The 17,434-nt window shown below is 61.6% G+C and carries 15 protein-coding genes and 1 tRNA gene; 5 read left to right on the top strand and 11 right to left on the bottom strand.

Features of this window, described 5'->3' with window-relative positions; translation table 11 throughout:
* Positions 1-7: 7 nt before the first annotated feature.
* Positions 8-1,177: an MFS transporter gene (locus ACUJB0_RS11905; RefSeq protein ID WP_444845403.1), complete on the bottom strand. Its 1,170-nt coding sequence runs from the start codon at positions 1,175-1,177 to the stop codon at positions 8-10.
* 113 nt (positions 1,178-1,290) lie between these two features.
* On the opposite strand from ACUJB0_RS11905, the gene ACUJB0_RS11900 reads away from it, so the two are divergent.
* Positions 1,291-1,545, top strand: a complete 255-nt coding sequence (locus ACUJB0_RS11900; protein WP_161085982.1) for a hypothetical protein — start codon at positions 1,291-1,293, stop codon at positions 1,543-1,545.
* Positions 1,546-1,566: 21 nt separating this feature from the next.
* Here ACUJB0_RS11900 and ACUJB0_RS11895 read toward each other — a convergent pair whose 3' ends face one another.
* From ACUJB0_RS11895 to ACUJB0_RS11880, 4 genes are all read right to left on the bottom strand, one after another.
* Entirely contained in the window at positions 1,567-3,462 is a 1,896-nt protein-coding gene (locus ACUJB0_RS11895; protein WP_444845563.1) for a methyl-accepting chemotaxis protein, read from the bottom strand.
* Between the two features lie 293 nt (positions 3,463-3,755).
* Positions 3,756-5,870, bottom strand: coding sequence for a phosphocholine-specific phospholipase C (locus ACUJB0_RS11890; protein WP_444845402.1), 2,115 nt, complete (start codon positions 5,868-5,870; stop codon positions 3,756-3,758).
* An 80-nt stretch (positions 5,871-5,950) separates the two neighbouring features.
* Complete coding sequence (locus tag ACUJB0_RS11885) at positions 5,951-6,406, bottom strand: hypothetical protein (protein WP_444845401.1); 456 nt, start codon at positions 6,404-6,406, stop codon at positions 5,951-5,953.
* A gap of 4 nt (positions 6,407-6,410) precedes the next feature.
* On the bottom strand, positions 6,411-6,941 hold the full coding sequence (locus ACUJB0_RS11880; RefSeq protein WP_444845400.1) for a lysozyme: 531 nt from the start codon (positions 6,939-6,941) through the stop codon (positions 6,411-6,413).
* Positions 6,942-7,356: 415 nt separating this feature from the next.
* Here ACUJB0_RS11880 and ACUJB0_RS11875 point away from each other — a divergent pair, with 415 nt between their 5' ends.
* Positions 7,357-8,937, top strand: a complete 1,581-nt coding sequence (locus ACUJB0_RS11875; RefSeq protein WP_444845399.1) for an isocitrate lyase — start codon at positions 7,357-7,359, stop codon at positions 8,935-8,937.
* Between the two features lie 50 nt (positions 8,938-8,987).
* On the opposite strand, the gene ACUJB0_RS11870 is transcribed toward ACUJB0_RS11875, so the two are convergent.
* From ACUJB0_RS11870 to ACUJB0_RS11855, 4 genes are all read right to left on the bottom strand, one after another.
* Complete coding sequence (locus ACUJB0_RS11870; protein WP_444845398.1) at positions 8,988-9,839, bottom strand: GNAT family N-acetyltransferase; 852 nt, start codon at positions 9,837-9,839, stop codon at positions 8,988-8,990.
* 39 nt (positions 9,840-9,878) lie between these two features.
* Positions 9,879-10,727, bottom strand: coding sequence for a CPBP family intramembrane glutamic endopeptidase (locus tag ACUJB0_RS11865; RefSeq protein WP_444845397.1), 849 nt, complete (start codon positions 10,725-10,727; stop codon positions 9,879-9,881).
* 11 nt (positions 10,728-10,738) lie between these two features.
* On the bottom strand, positions 10,739-11,206 hold the full coding sequence (locus ACUJB0_RS11860) for a MarR family winged helix-turn-helix transcriptional regulator (protein WP_444845396.1): 468 nt from the start codon (positions 11,204-11,206) through the stop codon (positions 10,739-10,741).
* 86 nt (positions 11,207-11,292) lie between these two features.
* Entirely contained in the window at positions 11,293-11,514 is a 222-nt protein-coding gene (locus ACUJB0_RS11855; protein WP_444845395.1) for a hypothetical protein, read from the bottom strand.
* Positions 11,515-12,073: 559 nt separating this feature from the next.
* Here ACUJB0_RS11855 and udk point away from each other — a divergent pair.
* Positions 12,074-12,715: a uridine kinase gene (gene udk, locus ACUJB0_RS11850; protein ID WP_444845394.1), complete on the top strand. Its 642-nt coding sequence runs from the start codon at positions 12,074-12,076 to the stop codon at positions 12,713-12,715.
* A gap of 174 nt (positions 12,716-12,889) precedes the next feature.
* Complete coding sequence (locus ACUJB0_RS11845; RefSeq protein ID WP_444845393.1) at positions 12,890-14,083, top strand: cellulase family glycosylhydrolase; 1,194 nt, start codon at positions 12,890-12,892, stop codon at positions 14,081-14,083.
* Between the two features lie 345 nt (positions 14,084-14,428).
* Here the strand turns inward: ACUJB0_RS11845 and ACUJB0_RS11840 are convergent.
* Together ACUJB0_RS11840 and acs are read right to left on the bottom strand one after the other, a co-directional pair.
* Positions 14,429-14,519, bottom strand: a tRNA-Ser gene (locus ACUJB0_RS11840).
* 77 nt (positions 14,520-14,596) lie between these two features.
* Entirely contained in the window at positions 14,597-16,582 is a 1,986-nt protein-coding gene (acs, locus tag ACUJB0_RS11835) for an acetate--CoA ligase (protein ID WP_444845392.1), read from the bottom strand.
* A gap of 220 nt (positions 16,583-16,802) precedes the next feature.
* Here acs and ACUJB0_RS11830 point away from each other — a divergent pair, with 220 nt between their 5' ends.
* Entirely contained in the window at positions 16,803-17,429 is a 627-nt protein-coding gene (locus tag ACUJB0_RS11830) for a TIGR00645 family protein (RefSeq protein ID WP_161091361.1), read from the top strand.
* The last annotated feature ends 5 nt before the right edge of the window (positions 17,430-17,434 follow it).

Genomic DNA, 17,434 nt, shown 5'->3' with positions numbered 1-17,434 from the left:
CGGCGTTTCAGCCGTCCAGGGACTGCTGCACACGGTACGACAAAGGCAGCGTCAGCAGCAGCAAGGCCGACAGCGCCATCAATGCGTTGGGGACGCCGGCCACGTCGCCGAGCCGGCCGAACAGCACCGGCGCCAGCGCGCCGCCGCCGATGGTGGCGGTATAGAAGCGCGCAAACGCCTGCTCGCGCTTGCCCGTCTCGGCCAGCTCCGGCACCGTGCCGTACAACACCGACGAGGTGCCGTTCAGCGCCAGCCCCAGCAGCGGCAGCATGGCCATCATGGCGGTCAGCGGCAGCCACACCGACAGCAGGATCAGCAGTGCCGTGGCGGATTCGGTGATCCACACCGTCTTCATCATGCCGATGCGCGCACCCAGGTAGCCGCAGGAGAGCTTGCCGAAAGCGCCGCCGACAAACAGCAGCGACAAGGCCAGGCCGATGCCGGCGGTGCCGGCGCCCTTGCTCTTCAACAGGAACGGCAGGAAGGTCAGGAAGCCCATGCGCACCGCGCTGTCGAGCATGCCGGTCAGGATAAGCGCGCGCAGGCCGCTGGCCGAGCCCTTGCCGGCCACCACCTTGGCCGACTGCGCCCGATGATGGGCCGACTCCGCCGCCGTCGGCAGCAGCCACCACAGCAGCACCGCGGCCGCCAGGCCGAGGCAGCCGATCAGCACCACGCTGGCCTGCCAGCTGACCACCACCAGCAGCAGGCCGACCGCGCCCGGCACCAGCGTCTTGCCGATGTCGCCGGCAAAGTTGTATTGCGCCAGCGCCTCCTTCACGCCGCCGCCCGCCTCGTGCGTGTCGGTGACGATGGACGAGGCCAGCGGATGCTGGGTGCTGGCGCCCAGGCCGCCGAGCAGCAGCGAAATCAGCAGCACCGCCAGGCCGCCGGCCATGCCCGAGATCAAGTATGCGATGCCGGCCAGCGCCGTGCCGCCGATCAGCATGCGCTCGCGGCCCCAACGTTTCGCCAGGCGGCTGGCCAGCAATTGGAAGCCCGCCATCACGCCGGAGTAGGCGCCGCGCAGCAGGCCCACCATCGCCAGGCTGATCGCGAATTGCGCCTGCCACACGGGCAGCAGCACGTAGATCACATCGGTCAGGCCATCGTGGATGGCGTGCGCGCTGCAAGCGGCGACCAGGGAACGGCGCCGCACATTCGGGGATTTGGTCATTGTTGGCGATATGTCGATATTGTCCCGATTGTAACGGATTACAGAAACTGCGCGACATTACCGGCCCGGAGCGCGTACATTGGACGGGTATCGCCAGTCATCGGGAGGGAGTCGTGCCAACCAAGTACATCGACAACTTTGAAATCGAGTTTTCAGCGGAACGCTTGGAGGGCTGCAAGCTGTGGGGTGCTTACGTCGCGGTGTTCGCGCCGTCGGGGACACCGATGCATCGTTTGAATGTCCGCCGCAAGCACCGGGTGGCGGCGGTCCAGCAGTTTGCCGACGCCGAAAGCGCCTGCGCCGCGGCGGAAGCGGCGGCGCAGGATATCGTGGCCTCGCTCAAGGCGGGGCCGGCGGGACGGAGCTGAGGGCGCCGTCCGCGTGGACCATCAGTAACGCACGAACTTCGATTCGTCCGGCTCCTCGGCGTTGATGGCGCGCAGCGCCGCCGGGCGCATGCGGCCGGTGTTGGCCGCGTCCCGGTTGCGCGCCGGGCGCGGGCCCGAGCCGCTCAGGATGAAGAAGCCCATGGTCTGCTGCAGCTCCTCGGCCTGGCTGCTCATCTGCTCGGCCGTGGCCGCCAGTTCCTCCGAGCCGGAGGCGTTCTGCTGCGTGGTCTGGCTCAGCTGGCTGATCGCCGAATTGATCTGCGCCAGCCCGGACGATTGCTCCTCCGACGCGGCCGTGATCTCCTGCACCAGGTCGGAGGTCTTCTTAATGTTCGGCACCATCGCGCCCAGCATCTGCCCGGCCCGCTCGGCCAGTTCCACGCTGCCGCTGGCCACCTGGCCGATTTCCTGCGCCGCCACCTGGCTGCGTTCGGCAAGCTTGCGCACCTCCGCCGCCACCACCGCGAAGCCCTTGCCGTGCTCGCCCGCGCGCGCCGCCTCGATGGCGGCGTTCAAGGCCAGCAGGTTGGTCTGGTAGGCGATGTCGTCGATGATCAGCACCTTGGCCGCGATCTGCTTCATGGCCGCCACCGTCGAGCGCACCGCGTCGCCGCCCTCGCTCGCCTCGTTGGCGGCGCGGCTGGCCATGGCGTCGGTGACCTTGGCGTTGTCCGTGTTCTGCGCCACCGAGGCGGTCATCTGCTCGACCGAGGCCGAGGTCTCCTCCACGCTGGAAGCCTGCTCGCTGGCCGCCTGCGCCAGCGACTGCGAGGTCGCGCTGACTTCCTCGGACGCGGCGGCCAGGCCCTCGGCGCTGTTGTTGACTTCGCTGACCACCTGCGCCAGCTTGGCCACCGTGTTGTTGGTGTATTCCTTCAGTTCGCCGAACGCGCCCTCGTAGGGCTTGTCGATGGTCTTGGTCAGGTCGCCCTCGGACATCGCGCCCATCACCCGCACCACGTCGGCGATGCTGGCGCCGGTGGTGCTCGCCAACTGGTTCAGGCTCTCGCCCATCTCCTGCTGGAAGCCGGCCATGCCGGTCAGGTCCACGCGCACATCGAAGTTGCCGCGGTTGGCGGCGGACACCAATGCGCGCTGGCCCTCGACCACCCGGCGCAGCTTGGCGATCATTTCGCTGACGGCGTACAGCATGCTGCTGCGGTCGTCGGCCTTGAGGCGCACTTCGCAGCTCAGGTCGCCTTTGGAGACGCGCTCCATCAGGTCGGCAGCATAGACCGGCTCGCCGCCGAGGCGCTTGACCAGGTCGCGCGTGATCAGCCACGCGATCGCAGCGCCGATCAGCACGGCGGCGATCGACAGCAGGATCACCACCTTGCGGGTTTCCAGATAGGTGTCGTTGGCGGTCTGGGCCTCCGTGTCCATCAGGTCGCCCTGCAGCTTGGACAGCGCCTCCAACGAATTCGCGTAGGCGTTGTTGGCCTCTGCGAAATCGGTCTTCACGAAATCGATCGCCTTCTTCGGATCGCTCTTTGTCAGCGCGTACAGCTGGTCGTATTTTCCCGTCATCACCTCGCTCTTGACGGTGATGTCCTTGAACAGCTGGCGGCCCTTCTCGCTGCTGATCAGCTTGTCGATCTTGTCCATCGTCTCGGCGATCTTGCTGCGATCGGCCTCGACCAGCCGCCGGAATTTTTCCCGCTCCTCGTCGCTGGTGGCAAGCAGCATGCTGCGCAACTGGCGGCCGCTGTCTATCGTGTAGCGGATATTATCTTTCGCCATCACCACCTTGGGATAGCGGTCGTCCATGATGCGCCGGAAGCCATCGTTGACGGCCGCCATGCGCATCGTACTCACCACCGCCAGGATCAACAGCAAAACCAGCACGGCGCCAAAGCCCAGACCCAGACGGGTCGCCACCTTCATATTTGCAAACATCATGTCTCCCTGAAAGGAACGTTATGTCTCGAGAGATGGTTCGGCGCGCGCCGGTATGCTGGAGGAGGATGCTGGAATGTGCGCGCTCATCTCGACTGCCTGATCAAAAAGTAAAAGCTGCCGTCAATTCAAGCTTGACGCCATGCCACGTATGACTTTTTTATGTACGAGTTGCTTGCTGCTGACGGAGATTCTCCGCCAGCACATTCCTCAGGTCAATCTATCGATGCCGGCAGCGTGGCAACAATTTGACATGATGTCCGGCGCGCGGCGGGACCGCGCACCGGAACAGCTTAGCCGTGACGAACGCCTATCATCGGGTCCGTACGACTGGCGCGCCCTGTTTCCACATGGCCCGCCGCGCGGCGCAGCCATTGCGGATCGGCGTCGCTAGTAACACTGAAGTCATACCAGCCGAAGCTGCCCGACAGGTTGCGCAGAACCGACAAGGTAGCGCCTGCCGCCACGCGGTAGGTGGCCGGCCGCGCGCCGTAGGCATTGTCGGTGATGGTGAAGCTACAGGCGTGCAAGCCTTCCTGGTTCGACAGCACCAGCGCGATGCCGCCCTGGCTGCGGTCGTAGCTGGTGCGCAGCTCCGGCCGCGCGGCGCCGAACGCGCCCTTGAACTGGCGCAGGTAGCCATTGGCGCCGCGCACGCTCAGTTCGTAATTGCCGGTGTTCCAGTTCCACACCTCGTGCTCGATCCGCTTGCCGGCCTCGACCGTGTAGTACCAAGGGCCATCCGCGCGCAGGCTGGAATACACGATGAAGGCCGCGCCGGCCTTGCCGCTGTTGGCAAAGCTCAGTTCGAACTGGCGCGCGCTGGCCACGCGGCCCTGGGTCGCCAGTTCATACGGCAGCGCGCAGGCCACGCGCGGGCCGGCCGGGCTGACTTCCTGCCTCGGCAGGCTCTGCACCGCCGGCGGCGTCGGATACGGCTTGCCGGACACCCGCTGGTACGCCGCCGTCTTCGGCACGCTGGCCGGCCAGTTGCTGTTGGGCGCGCTGAAGTCGAAGGCCGAGGTGAGGTCGCCGCACACGGCGCGGCGCCACGGCGAGATCAGGTCGCACTGGACGCTGGCGCGGTCCTTGCCGAGGCCGGCCACCAGCCACTCCTCCAGGAAGCGCAGCTTGGACGTGTGGTCGAACAGTTGCGAGCACACGCGCCCGCCCTTGCTCCACGGCGAGATCACCAGCATCGGCACGCGCGGCCCCATGCCCATCGGCTCGCCCTGGTAGGTTTCATAGGTGCCGATGTCGGCCAGCGTGGTCCGGCCCATGCCGGGGTTGAGCGGCGCCAGGTCGGACGGCACGTGGTCGAAGAAGCCGTCGTTTTCATCGTACATCAACAGGAACACGGTCTTGGACCAGACCTCGGGATTGGCCACCAGCGCGGCCAGCAGGCGCGCGGTGATGTTCTCGCCTGCGTTGGGGGAATTGGGTGCGTGCTCGGTGTAGTCGTTGGGCGAGCAGATCCACGACACCTGCGGCAGGCGGTTGTTGCGCACGTCGTCGGCGAAGGAATTGACCAGCCAGTCGCCGGTGGTGCCGGTGGAGTTGGCGGCGGTGGAACCGGGCGCCAGCGTGCGCGCCTTGCGGTACAGCGGCGAGTTGGGGTCGAGCCGGCTGCCGTCGGCGTTGACGCGGAAGTTGCGGAAGTAGGCCAGGTAGTTGTCGCCGTAGTTGTCCCATTCCTGGTAGACCTTCCAGCTGACCTGGTTGGCCTCCAGCACCTCGGCGTAGGTGCGCCACGTGGGCGCGCTGGCGGTGACGCTGGGGCTGATGTTGTCCAGCGCCGGATCGTTGTTGTAGTAGCCGGCCGGGCTGACGTTGTACAGGCCACCCATCGAGTCCAGCCATCCCTGGCTGCTGCCGGTCAGCGAGTACATGCGGTTGGGATCGGTGGCGCCGAACACCGAGCAGTGGTACGCGTCGCAGATGGTGAAGGCGTCCGCCAGCGCGTAGTAGAACGGCAGGTCGCCGCGGTCGAAGTAGCCCATGGTCTGCGGCGTCTTCTGCTTGACCCACGCGTCCCAGCCCTGCCAGGTGGCCTGCGATCCCTTCCACGAGTGGTTGGTGCCGACCGACAGCGCGCTGGTGTTCTTGGCGTCGAAGTGGAACGGCAGCACGTAGCCGCCCGCGTTGTCGGGCTGGTACCAGACCGGACGGCCGCTGGGCAGGTCGATGGCGCGCGGATCGCCGAAGCCGCGCACGCCGGACAAGGTGCCGAAGTAATGGTCGAAGGAGCGGTTCTCCTGCATGAAGATGACCACGTGCTGCACATCGGCCAGCGTGCCGGTGGCGTTGTTGGCCGGCACCGCCAGCGCCTGCTGGATCAGGTCGGGGAACATGGAGGTGGCGCTGGCGCCGGCGGCGTAGCGGAGGAATTTGCGGCGGCTGATGGTCATCGGATGGCTCTCTCAGGTGTGCGGACCGGAGATCATAGCCGGGGATTATGACGGCGTCGTTGCACGTCCCTGCTAAAGATTCATTTTTCGATGGGCTTCAGTTTCTCGGCGTCGTAGTAATAACCGTCCCACTGGACCACGATGCGGCCGGGCGCCTTCAGGTAGATATGCGTGCAGCGGGCGTCGATGGCGGTCACCGGATCGGGCAGGCCCATGTTGGCCGAGCTCACATGCCCCTGTTCGCGGAACGACCTGGGCAGGTCGTCGATGCTGCGTTCGTAGCTGGGATGCCTGCAGGTCCGGCTGTCGATCACGAAGCGGTCCGGCGCGATGACGACTTGCGTGCCCACCAGCGCCCTCGCCTCACGCTCCGGCATCGCGGCGATGTCGGCCGAGTCGAGCAATCTGGTGAGGCTCCACCGGCCGTAGATGTCGGCATTGTCGGCCGCGGCGGACGGCGGCGCCCACAGCAGCGCCGCGAGCACGCCCAGGCCGGCGGCGCGGCGGCAGCTCGACACCCAGTTGGCCCCTCGCATGGCCTTAGTCCGCCGGCACCCGGAACGGCGCGCTCTCCTCCGCGCGCCGGGGAATGAGCCCATGGGCGATGACCTTCTTCGCCCCGCGCCTGGTCCGCACGGTCATGTAGATGGTGCGTGAAATGGAGCCCGCAGCGCCCTTGAAGTCGCCATCGTCGACCAGCGAGAGCACATTGCCGGCCCCGGTGGCGCCGACGTTGTAGACAAAGCTGACCAGCGCATCGAACTGGTTCTGGCTCAGCGCCCGGCTGGTGACCTCGCGGCGCACGGCGCGCTCGGCATCGGCGAGCCTGGCGGCGAAGACCGCCTCGACCTGGGTGGCGTCCACCTTGGTCTTCAGCTCGGCCACGCTGCACGGCCCCTTGTGCGCCAGCGTGCCCACGCCCCAGGTGCAATTGCCCCGGCCGGGCTTGCCGCCGTCGTCGTAATAGGAGTACCTGGGATTTTCGTACCGGCGTATGCGGGCCTTGGCTGCGGCGCTCAAGCGCAGCTTGGAGTTGTCAACGGCAGGCGCTTTCAGGGCATCGTCCGGCATGGCTTCCTCGCGGGTGGGTGGCTGGGAGTGCGGTCGGCCACGGCTGGGTCAACCTTCGTTCACTCTAGCCCGCCCGCAGCGCCCGACTCTGCGCCCGCGCAAAGTTGCCCATGCTGTCCTCGGGTAACGTTTTTCCCCGTTACATCAGAAGCTGAAAAGTCGTTTCATATCGTGAAAATCGGCTGACGAACCGGCCGCCGGATTTCACCCACTTTTTGAAAAATCATTTTGCATAGTGAAATCAATAAATCAAGTCCTTGAAAACAAACGAATAAATTTTAGTTATATGTCTTATATAAGACCTTGATGCACTGCACCAGAATGGCCTACTATTTAGTCATGCAGTTTGCTTCGACAAGACGTAGCGGCGCACTCAGGATTTTCTCAAACTTGCTTTATTCTTTAGGAGATACACATGTCCCAATATCAAGACGACATCAAGGCGGTTGCTGGTTTGAAAGAGCAACAAGGCAGTGCCTGGAACGCCATCAATCCTGAGTCCGCCGCCCGCATGCGCGCCCAGAACAAATTCAAGACCGGTCTGGACATCGCCAAATACACCGCCAAGATCATGCGCGCCGACATGGCCGCCTACGACGCCGACTCGTCCAAGTACACCCAGTCGCTGGGTTGCTGGCACGGTTTCATCGGCCAGCAAAAAATGATCTCGATCAAGAAGCACTTCAACAGCACCGACCGCCGCTACCTCTACCTGTCGGGCTGGATGGTCGCCGCGCTGCGCTCCGAGTTCGGCCCGCTGCCTGACCAGTCGATGCACGAAAAAACCGCCGTCTCGGCGCTGATCAAAGAGCTGTACACCTTCCTGCGCCAGGCCGACGCCCGCGAACTGGGCGGCCTGTTCCGCCAGCTGGACGCCGCCGAAGGCCCAGCCAAGGCAGCCATCCAGTCGCAGATCGACAACCACGTCACCCACGTCGTGCCCATCATCGCCGACATCGACGCCGGTTTCGGCAACGCCGAAGCGACCTACCTGCTGGCCAAGCAATTCATCGAAGCGGGCGCCTGCTGCATCCAGATCGAAAACCAAGTGTCCGACGAGAAGCAATGCGGCCACCAGGACGGCAAGGTCACCGTGCCGCACGAAGACTTCCTGGCCAAGATCCGCGCCATCCGCTACGCCTTCCTGGAACTGGGCGTGGACGACGGCATCATCGTCGCCCGCACCGACTCGCTGGGCGCCGGCCTGACCAAGCAGATCGCCGTGACCAATGAGCCAGGCGACCTGGGCGACCAATACAACTCCTTCCTCGACTGCGAAGAAGTGTCGGCCGACGCGCTGGGCAACGGTGACGTCATCATCAAGCGCGACGGCAAGCTGCTGCGTCCTAAGCGCCTGCCAAGCAACCTGTTCCAGTTCCGCGCCGGCACCGGCGAAGCGCGCTGCGTGCTCGACTGCATCACCTCGCTGCAAAACGGCGCCGACCTGCTGTGGATCGAAACCGAAAAACCGCATATCGCCCAGATCGGCGGCATGGTCAGCGAAATCCGCAAGGTCATCCCGAACGCCAAGCTGGTGTACAACAACAGCCCATCGTTCAACTGGACGCTGAACTTCCGCCAGCAGGTGTACGACGCGATGAAAGCCGCCGGCAAGGACGTCTCGGCCTACGAGCGCAGCCAGCTGATGAGCGTGGAATACGACACGACCGAACTGGCGATCGCCGCCGACGAGAAGATCCGCACCTTCCAGGCTGACGCGGCCCGCGAAGCCGGCATCTTCCACCACCTGATCACGCTGCCGACCTACCACACCGCCGCGCTGTCGACCGACAACCTGGCCAAGGAATACTTCGGCGACCAGGGCATGCTGGGTTATGTGGCTGGCGTGCAGCGCAAGGAGATCCGTCAAGGCATCGCCTGCGTCAAGCACCAGAACATGTCCGGCTCGGACATCGGCGACGATCACAAGGATTACTTCAGCGGCGAAGCGGCGCTGAAGGCCGCTGGCAAAGACAACACCATGAACCAGTTCTAAACACAGGTTCCGGCGTTACAGGAAAGCCCGCTTCGGCGGGCTTTTTTTGCTCAACCGAGTTCGAAACTCGTGATGCCGTACTGCCTGTCCATATGAAGCTCGGGCTGTTCACGCGTGTACATGCGCGCCGTTTCGAAGCACCGCCGCATCTGATGGCGCTCGGCCAGCGCAACGGCCGCAGGGTTAAGTTCAGGGACATCGAGAAACATCGGCTGCTCTGGCCCTAGCTTGCCCAGCAAGCCGTCAAACAACCGCTCCGCCACATCGGGCGTATTGGCAAACAGCGGGCCGATCTTATAACCGTTGCGGCAAGGCCGTGCCACCGCATAACCGGCCAACCCTTGCTCGCTCACGGAGCCAATCGCGATATGGTGCGGATACCGTACCCAGCACCGCAAAAAGCTGCCGCGCTCCTCCGGAAAAAAGCTGCGATCGTACCGACAGATTTCTTCATCGCTAAGCGCCGACAACGGCACGATGTCGCGCGCATCCAAAGGCCACCCAGTGCCTCGCCCCTCATATCGAAAATTGCGATGCGCAAGCCGGAAGCCGGACTTGGCATAATTGGCCTGCTGCGCCACCACGCCGTCGAGGCCCACGTTGCGCCCCACCAGCCGTGCCATCGCAGCCTGCCACATCGCCCAGCCATGACCATGGCCGCGCCAAGCCGGCTTGACGATATAGCCGCCAATGAAGCCGAACCCGGCACCGTACTTGACCGCAAAGATGCTCGCTATCGGTTCGCCGTCCAGCACGCCGATCAGAAAGCCGCCGGGATCTGCAGCATAAAAACACGCGGCATCATGCAGGCCGGGGTTCCAGCCTTCGATAGCCGCCCAGTCCAAGGCGATGTTGAGCTCAGCCTCGCTCATCTGACGTATTTCCAACGACGATGCCACCATGGTCGACTCCCGATTGATGAGTGCCGGCGGCCCTGCGATTCAAGCCTTGCCGGCAAAAGCCCGGCGCAGGCAGAACGCCGCGGCGCCGGCAATCAACAATACTACAATCAGCGAACCTTCCACGCCGAATACGCCACCGGTCAACATCGCGTCGCCCACCAGCTGGCCGCGCAACAGGCCATCGGCCGCCGCGTGGCCCGACACGGTCGACGAGAACACCGTGCTGACACAATAGTTCCATGCGATGTGAGTGCCGATGCAAATCCACAGACGGCGCGTCTTCATGTACAGCGCCGCTTGCAACACACCATACGCGGCAAGCGATGCAATCGCCAGCACCGAGATGCCTTCATTCGGAAGATGGCTCAGGCTGAACAGCGACGCAGAAATCACAATGGCAGCCTTGCTCCCCAGCGAGCGCTCGACCACGCCGAAGATCACGCCACGGAACATCATCTCTTCCACCATACCGACCAGTACCAGCTCAGCCAACGGCAACAGTATCTTGAGGCTCAGCGGATTGACGCCATCGAAGCGGTATGCACCCAGCACCGCCAGCACGGCGAAGCTGGACACGACCAGGCCAGCGCCAAGCAACAGACCGATGCCCATCTCGCGCGCCATGCCCGGTGTCGCCAGTTCGGTCGGCTGCCGCTTCTCGATACGCCGCACATAGAATCGATAGCCGAACCACACAAACACAGCAGCCAGCAGTTGCGGCCACGCGACGCGGTAAGGCTTCGCAACCAGCTGCGAGGCGACGATCATCGTCAGCGGAACAACGGCAAAGGTCAGTACCAGGCCAAGCACAATGCGAACCACCGGGTTCGCCAGCAGGCGCGCTGCCAAGGTTGGTTTGTTCGCCGCCATGTTCAGAGTCGTATCCATAATCGCTTTCATCAAGGTCGTATTTTCTTGTCTGCTGCGCGGATGCGGTCGCCGAAGGAGCGCTGCTCAAGCACCGCGATGGCTTGGGCCAGGCACTCGGACAACGGAAACTCCAGCTCCGCATCCAGGCTGTCCGCCGCGCGCTTGGTCGCCTTCCAGCACGCCTGCAGTTGCGGCAACAAAGCCTCGCCCTTGCTGCTCAGGCGCACCACGCGCTGCCGGCCGTCCTCGTCGCCGGCCGCCACCAGCAGCAGGCCCTCCTTCTTCATCAGCGCCACCGTCTGCGTGGCCGCCGGTTGCGTGATGCCGGCCAGCTCAGCCAACTGGCCGACGGTCGCGCTTTGCTGCTGCGCGAGCGCCCGCATCACTGGCGTGTAGCGCGGCCGGTAATCGAGACCAGCATCCGTATAGGATTGCTGAACCGCTCCGTCGAGCAGTTCGATCAAATGTCGTAATTGGGTTCCGAGTCCTTGTTTCATGTGGCGATTGTAGCAGCAATTAAATAAGCACTTATGTAATTTTTTGAAAAAAAAATCTTGTACGACTTTTTGAATTGTGGCGGGCACTACTTGATGAATATTTTAACGAGCGATGGAAGTAGTTGAGCAATGAAGACAGCCCCGACCACCCACAGGATGACAGCCGTCTTTGCTTCGGCAATATCCGCCTTAGTGACACCCTTCAATTCTGCGATGTCAGCCTTGGTCGCACCATTGGCTTTGATTACCGCCACATCGATTTTGATGGCAGCAACATCCGATTCCAGTTTTGATAGGCGGGCTTCCATGCGCCCATCATGTTCCTTGCCTGATCCACTGTCAATTGGAGTTGAGGGAGGAGAGGCTTTATGTACGACGCAGACGCAGATCGCCCTGCATTAAGCTCGCGCAACTGCTGATTGGATAATTCACTGAATAGTTCTGCCACGCCACGGAAGATAGTCCGCACCCGCTTTTCGTTGGGAGGATCATCGGCGAGAGCCGCCAGAATGTCCGCGACCCATGTTTCAAATATTAAAACGTTCTGCTCAAATGCGGCGATTTCCGCAGCAATATCCGGCACTATCATCCGCTCATCTGTAGTGACTTTTGCCTTGGCCATTTTTAGCAACCACATTAGAAGTAGATAGGCATCAATGCCTGCAAGCGTGCCCCCCCAGCGCCCATCGCCTTTCGAGCGAGCGCGACATAATTGACGGCTCGCTCAGATCGTACGCCGCACAGCTTTTCTGTCCTTGCGCTGCCGCACAGAAACGTTAGCTCCCGGGCACCCATCGGACAGCGTCGCAGGAAGGCACTTGGTAGCCCTCCCCTGTCAGTTCGGTCGCGGTTCCGGTATCATTCGGCATGAATACGATTTCTTTCCAACCGTTTATTATTGGCGTCGCAGGCGGTAGCGGCAGTGGCAAGTCCACTGTGTCCCAGAAGGTGCTGGCTGCGTTCGGCGCTGACATGGTCTCGGTCGTGATGCAGGACGACTACTACTGCGACCAGACCCATCTCCCCCCTGAAGTCCGTCCCCAGCAGAATTATGACCATCCGCAGGCGTTCGAATGGTCCTTGCTCGTGCAGCATATCCAGGCCTTGCGCAATGGCCAGGCGATCGAAATGCCCGAGTACGACTTCACGCTTCACAACCGCTCCGACCGGACCATTCCGGTTAAGCCTGCCCCGGTGATCGTGATCGAAGGCCTGTTTGCTCTGTATGACGCGGACTTGTGCGACATGATGTCGCTGAAGATCTTTGTCGACACGGCTTCCGATATCCGCTTTATCCGCCGTATGCAACGGGATATCACGGAACGCGGCCGCTCGGTGGAAAGCGTCATCGGCCAATATCTGGAAACTGTACGCCCGATGCACAAGCAATTCATCGAACCTACCAAGCGCAACGCCGATATCATTATTCCGCACGGCGCCAATGGTCCGGCGGTCGATATGATTACCACCAAGGTGGCCAGCGTTATCGGTCAGTTGAAGCGGCCTTGATCTTTCGCCTGGGACTCGCCTGTCTTCCAATCACAGATCTGGAGATGGCGATCTGGAGAGGCAATTCCGTCGTCGACCCGCAGTCGGATACGCTGGTATTGCCTCCAGTGACATTGCGAGAGATTTGGCCCCGATTGGATATGTAAAATTTGTCTTTTTTACAAAAAGCGAAAAATGAAATCCAAAACTCTCTTCGCATTGTGCCTCTTGGCCGCCGGCGCAATTCAATCTGCGCTTGCTGGACCTCTCAGCGTGAGCAATGGCAAGTTTATGAAAGACGGGAAGCCTTTTTATGGCGTCGGTGTAAACTATTTTGACGGTTTCTACCGCTACTCTGTTTTTAACAATTCCAGCGCGCTGACCACCGGCCTGGCGACTCTAAAGCAATATCAGGTCCCCTTCATCCGTGTCCCTGCCATTGTATTTTGGCCCACCGATATTCAGAAGAGCTACGTGGCGAAACATCAAGAATTCTTGACTCGCTTGGATGCGTTTATGGACGCGGCCAAGGCTCAAAATATCGGCGTCGTTCTGGACGTTTTCTTTAACTGGACCGCATTTCCCGATTTGAAAGGCGAGCACCTGCCGGCTATTGGCGACAGCTCGAGCCAAGCTCGCGCTTTCATGCGCGGCGCATTGACGGAACTGGTTACCCGATACAAGGATCACGAAGCGCTTTGGGCTTTGGAATTCGCTAATGAAGCAACGACTGTCATGGACATACCGCCATCAGTAGGCAACTTTAATTATTTACCTTCCTCACCCGCTGCAGGAGCTCCAGAACGTACCGTTACGGACAATATTACTCCAGCGGACATTATTTCTGCCCTGAAGGAATTCGCCACCATTATCCGCAGCATCGATCCAGCTACGCCTATATTTAGCGGCAACGATGTGCCATATTATTGTGCCAACAATCTACGGCACGGCAGTTGGAATTCGGATACCCGCCAACAATTCGGCGAAATCCTGGAGAGGGACAATCCGGCGCCCATCGATACGATTTCCATGCATCTCTATCCCAAAGCGGAGGGTGCTGCCGGAAAGTACTTTGCTGCCCCGGGACAAACTAGCACTGCAACTTATTCCGATATCATCGCCGCAGCGATGGCGCAGTCGGTATTATCACAACGTCCATTTTTCCTTGGCGAGTTTGGCGTAGACCAGAAGTTGTACCCGGATGATACGCCACAGCGGTTTGAGGGCATTACTAACGCCATCGTTACCAATCGTGTCCAAATGTCAGCGCTTTGGGTATACGACCTCAGTATGCAAGATGCTACTTACAACGTTACCTCGACCAACGCTCGCAAATATCAGCTCGAAAAAGTGCGAGACATGAACATTGAAATGGCTAATTGGCAGTAACTTACTTCGGGGCGACTCGGCAAGGCTCCGGTTAGAATGTAACCGCCAATAAGCACTGCTGGCGGAGCACCTTTCTAATAGCCTCACCCCTCAGATGCGGATCAGGGTCGGTGTCGACCAGTAGACAACTTGGCTAGGGAATAGTGCCTGAGGGAATTTTGCGCTGCGCGCTGCGCCTCCGGCGCGCCACCGCGTAGCGGTGGCAATTGGACGATTCGGAGAGGGCTGGGCGAAGTACGCCCAGCCCTTCGAATCCCCCGCGCAGAGCCCGCAGGGGCTCTGCTTCTCTCCGCCAAAGATACAACGCAAAAAGCCACCCGAGGGTGGCTTTTGCTTTTGTATCCTTGGCGGAGAGAGGGGGATTCGAACCCCCGATAGGCTATGAACCTATACACGCTTTCCAGGCGTGCGACTTCAACCACTCATCCACCTCTCCTGCATCACTTTCCCCTTTCGGAGAAGCCGCGAATTATAGCAAAGATTCCCGAGAGTACAAAGTTTATTTCCCCAACCTCAGGAAGCTTCCTTCAACTGCTCCAGAATCGCCGGATTCTCCAGCGTGGACACATCCTGCGTAATCACCTCGCCCTTGGCCAGAACCCGCAGCAAACGCCGCATGATCTTGCCCGAACGCGTCTTCGGCAAGTTATCTCCAAAACGAATCTCCTTAGGCTTGGCGATCGGACCAATCTCCTTGGCGACCCAATTCCGCAACTCCAACGCCAGCTTCTTGGCCTCTTCCCCAGTAGGACGCGCCTGCTTCAACACCACAAACGCACAGATCGACTCACCCGTCGTATCGTCCGGCTTGCCCACCACCGCAGCCTCAGCCACCAGCGGATTCGCCACCAGCGCCGACTCGATCTCCATCGTGCCCATGCGGTGACCCGACACATTCAGCACATCGTCAATCCGCCCGGTGATGGTGAAGTAACCCGTCTCCTTGTTACGAATCGCACCATCGCCGGCCAGGTACATCTTGCCGCCCAACTCCTCCGGGAAGTAGCTCGACTTGAACCGCTCAGGATTGTTCCAGATGGTGCGGATCATCGAAGGCCAAGGACGCTTGACGACCAGGATACCGCCCTGCCCGTTCGGCACATCCACGCCAGCCTCGTCCACGATCGCGGCCATGATGCCCGGCAGCGGCAAGGTGCACGAACCCGGCACCATCGGCGTCGCGCCCGGCAGCGGCGTGATCATGTGGCCACCGGTCTCGGTCTGCCAGAAGGTATCGACGATCGGGCACTTCTCGCCGCCCACCTGCGTGTAGTACCACATCCACGCTTCAGGATTGATCGGCTCGCCCACCGTGCCCAGCAAACGCAGCGACGACAGGTCGTAATTTTTCGGATGCACTTTCGCATCGACGTCCGACGCCTTGATCAGCGAACGGATCGCGGTCGGCGCGGTGTAGAAGATGCTGACCTTGTGCTTGGCGATGGTGTCCCAGAAGCGGCCGGCGTTCGGATAGGTCGGCACGCCTTCGAACACCACTTGCGTGGCGCCCACCGCCGTCGGTCCGTAGGCGATGTAGCTGTGGCCCGTTACCCAGCCGATGTCGGCCGTGCACCAGTAGACGTCGTCCGGCTTGATGTCGAACGACCACTTCATCGTCAGCGCGGCCCACAGCAGATAGCCGCCGCTCGAATGCTGCACACCCTTCGGCGTGCCGGTCGAGCCGGACGTGTACAGGATGAACAGCGGATGCTCGGCATCCACCCACTCCGGCTCGCATACCGACGACTGGTTGGCGACCAGGTCGTGCAGCCACAGGTCGCGCCCCGCCTGGAAGTTGATGTTGCCGCCGGTGCGTTTGTAGACGATCACGTCCTTGATGGTGTCGCAGCCGCCCAGCGCCAGCGCTTCATCGACGATGGCTTTCAGCGGCAGGTTTTTGCCGCCGCGCAGTTGCTCGTCGGCGGTGATGACGGCCACCGCGCCGGCGTCGATGATGCGCTCCTGCAGCGACTTGGCGGAGAAGCCGCCGAACACCACCGAGTGCGTGGCGCCGATGCGCGCGCATGCCTGCATCGCGGCCACGCCTTCAACCGACATCGACATGTAGATGATGACGCGGTCGCCTTTCTTGATGCCGCGCGATTTCAGGCCGTTGGCGAATTTGCAGACCTTCTCGTGCAGCTCCTTGTAGCTGACGTGCACCGACTTGCCGTCGTCCGCTTCGAAGATGATGGCGGTCTTGTCGGCGTTGCCGTTCTGCAGATTGCGGTCCAGGCAGTTGTAGGAGACGTTCAGGTGGCCGTCTTCGAACCATTTGTAGAACGGCGCGTCGTCTTCGTTCAGGACCTTGGTGAACGGCTTCTGCCACACCAGGTTTTCCTTCGCCAGGCGCGACCAGAAGCCTTCGTAGTCGGCCGCCGCCTCCGCGCACAATGCGTTGTAGGCATCCATGCCGGCTACGGTGGCTTGTGCTGCAAACGCCGCCGGTGGCGTGAAGATGCGGGATTCCTGCGGACCTTGTTGGGTAGTGCTGCTCATACTTGTCTCCAGAGTTTGTAGTCGTTTGTCATAAACATAAACTTCATCGCTTACTGAGCCCTTACAGATTGGACGTCCCCGGCGGAGGATGCGGTGCTCTATGTAATTTTACCAATATTTCTAAAGCCATACGCCGTATCTCCACGCTGCGATTGCTGAGCAGCACGTGTAAAATGTCGCCATCTCGTTAGTCTGCACCAATTCAAGGAGTTCCGCCGTAATGACCACGCCCCCACCGAAGCTGCGTCCGCTGCCCGCTTTTATCTTCATGACGCGCTGGCTGCAGTTGCCGCTGTATCTGGGCTTGATCCTGGCGCAGTGCGTCTACGTGTTCCATTTCTGGGTCGAGCTGAAGGACTTGATCGGGGCGGTGCTGGGCAATGACGCTTCCCTGCAGCACATCCTCGAAGCGGTGGCGGTGCACGCGCCCTCGCCCGAGGCCGTGGTGGCGGCCGCCACGACCGCCCACGCGCCGGCCAAGCTGACCGAGACCACCATCATGCTGGTGGTGCTCGGCCTGATCGACGTCGTCATGATTTCCAACCTGCTGGTGATGGTCATCATCGGCGGCTACGAGACGTTTGTCTCGCGCATGCATCTCGATACGCATCCGGACCAGCCGGAGTGGCTGTCGCACGTGAACGCTTCCGTGCTGAAGACCAAGCTGGCGATGGCCATCATCGGCATCTCGTCCATCCATCTGCTCAAGACGTTTATCAACGCCGCAGTCTACGACCCGAAGACGCTGATCGCGCAAACCGTGATCCACGTGGTCTTCCTGCTGTCGGCATTGGCGATCTCCTATACCGACCGCATCACCACCCTCACCCATAACGAATCCCATTAACCCTC

The sequence above is a fragment of the Duganella caerulea genome (assembly GCF_040362985.1).
Classification (GTDB): Bacteria; Pseudomonadota; Gammaproteobacteria; order Burkholderiales; family Burkholderiaceae_D; genus Rugamonas; species Rugamonas vulcania.
Note: the sequence above shows the minus strand (reverse complement) of the source record. Positions and strands in the feature narration are given on the sequence as shown.

What these genes read in the sequence shown, in the direction of transcription:
- ACUJB0_RS11865 (WP_444845397.1), bottom strand. Translation starts at nt 10,727, where the DNA reads ATGGATACGACTCTGAACATGGCGGCGAACAAACCAACCTTGGCAGCG.
- ACUJB0_RS11855 (WP_444845395.1), bottom strand. Translation starts at nt 11,514, where the DNA reads ATGGAAGCCCGCCTATCAAAACTGGAATCGGATGTTGCTGCCATCAAA.
- ACUJB0_RS11895 (WP_444845563.1), bottom strand. Translation starts at nt 3,462, where the DNA reads ATGTTTGCAAATATGAAGGTGGCGACCCGTCTGGGTCTGGGCTTTGGC.
- ACUJB0_RS11830 (WP_161091361.1), top strand. Translation starts at nt 16,803, where the DNA reads ATGACCACGCCCCCACCGAAGCTGCGTCCGCTGCCCGCTTTTATCTTC.
- ACUJB0_RS11905 (WP_444845403.1), bottom strand. Translation starts at nt 1,177, where the DNA reads ATGACCAAATCCCCGAATGTGCGGCGCCGTTCCCTGGTCGCCGCTTGC.
- udk (WP_444845394.1), top strand. Translation starts at nt 12,074, where the DNA reads ATGAATACGATTTCTTTCCAACCGTTTATTATTGGCGTCGCAGGCGGT.
- ACUJB0_RS11885 (WP_444845401.1), bottom strand. Translation starts at nt 6,406, where the DNA reads ATGCGAGGGGCCAACTGGGTGTCGAGCTGCCGCCGCGCCGCCGGCCTG.
- ACUJB0_RS11845 (WP_444845393.1), top strand. Translation starts at nt 12,890, where the DNA reads ATGAAATCCAAAACTCTCTTCGCATTGTGCCTCTTGGCCGCCGGCGCA.
- ACUJB0_RS11890 (WP_444845402.1), bottom strand. Translation starts at nt 5,870, where the DNA reads ATGACCATCAGCCGCCGCAAATTCCTCCGCTACGCCGCCGGCGCCAGC.
- ACUJB0_RS11870 (WP_444845398.1), bottom strand. Translation starts at nt 9,839, where the DNA reads ATGGTGGCATCGTCGTTGGAAATACGTCAGATGAGCGAGGCTGAGCTC.
- ACUJB0_RS11860 (WP_444845396.1), bottom strand. Translation starts at nt 11,206, where the DNA reads ATGAAACAAGGACTCGGAACCCAATTACGACATTTGATCGAACTGCTC.
- acs (WP_444845392.1), bottom strand. Translation starts at nt 16,582, where the DNA reads ATGAGCAGCACTACCCAACAAGGTCCGCAGGAATCCCGCATCTTCACG.
- ACUJB0_RS11875 (WP_444845399.1), top strand. Translation starts at nt 7,357, where the DNA reads ATGTCCCAATATCAAGACGACATCAAGGCGGTTGCTGGTTTGAAAGAG.
- ACUJB0_RS11880 (WP_444845400.1), bottom strand. Translation starts at nt 6,941, where the DNA reads ATGCCGGACGATGCCCTGAAAGCGCCTGCCGTTGACAACTCCAAGCTG.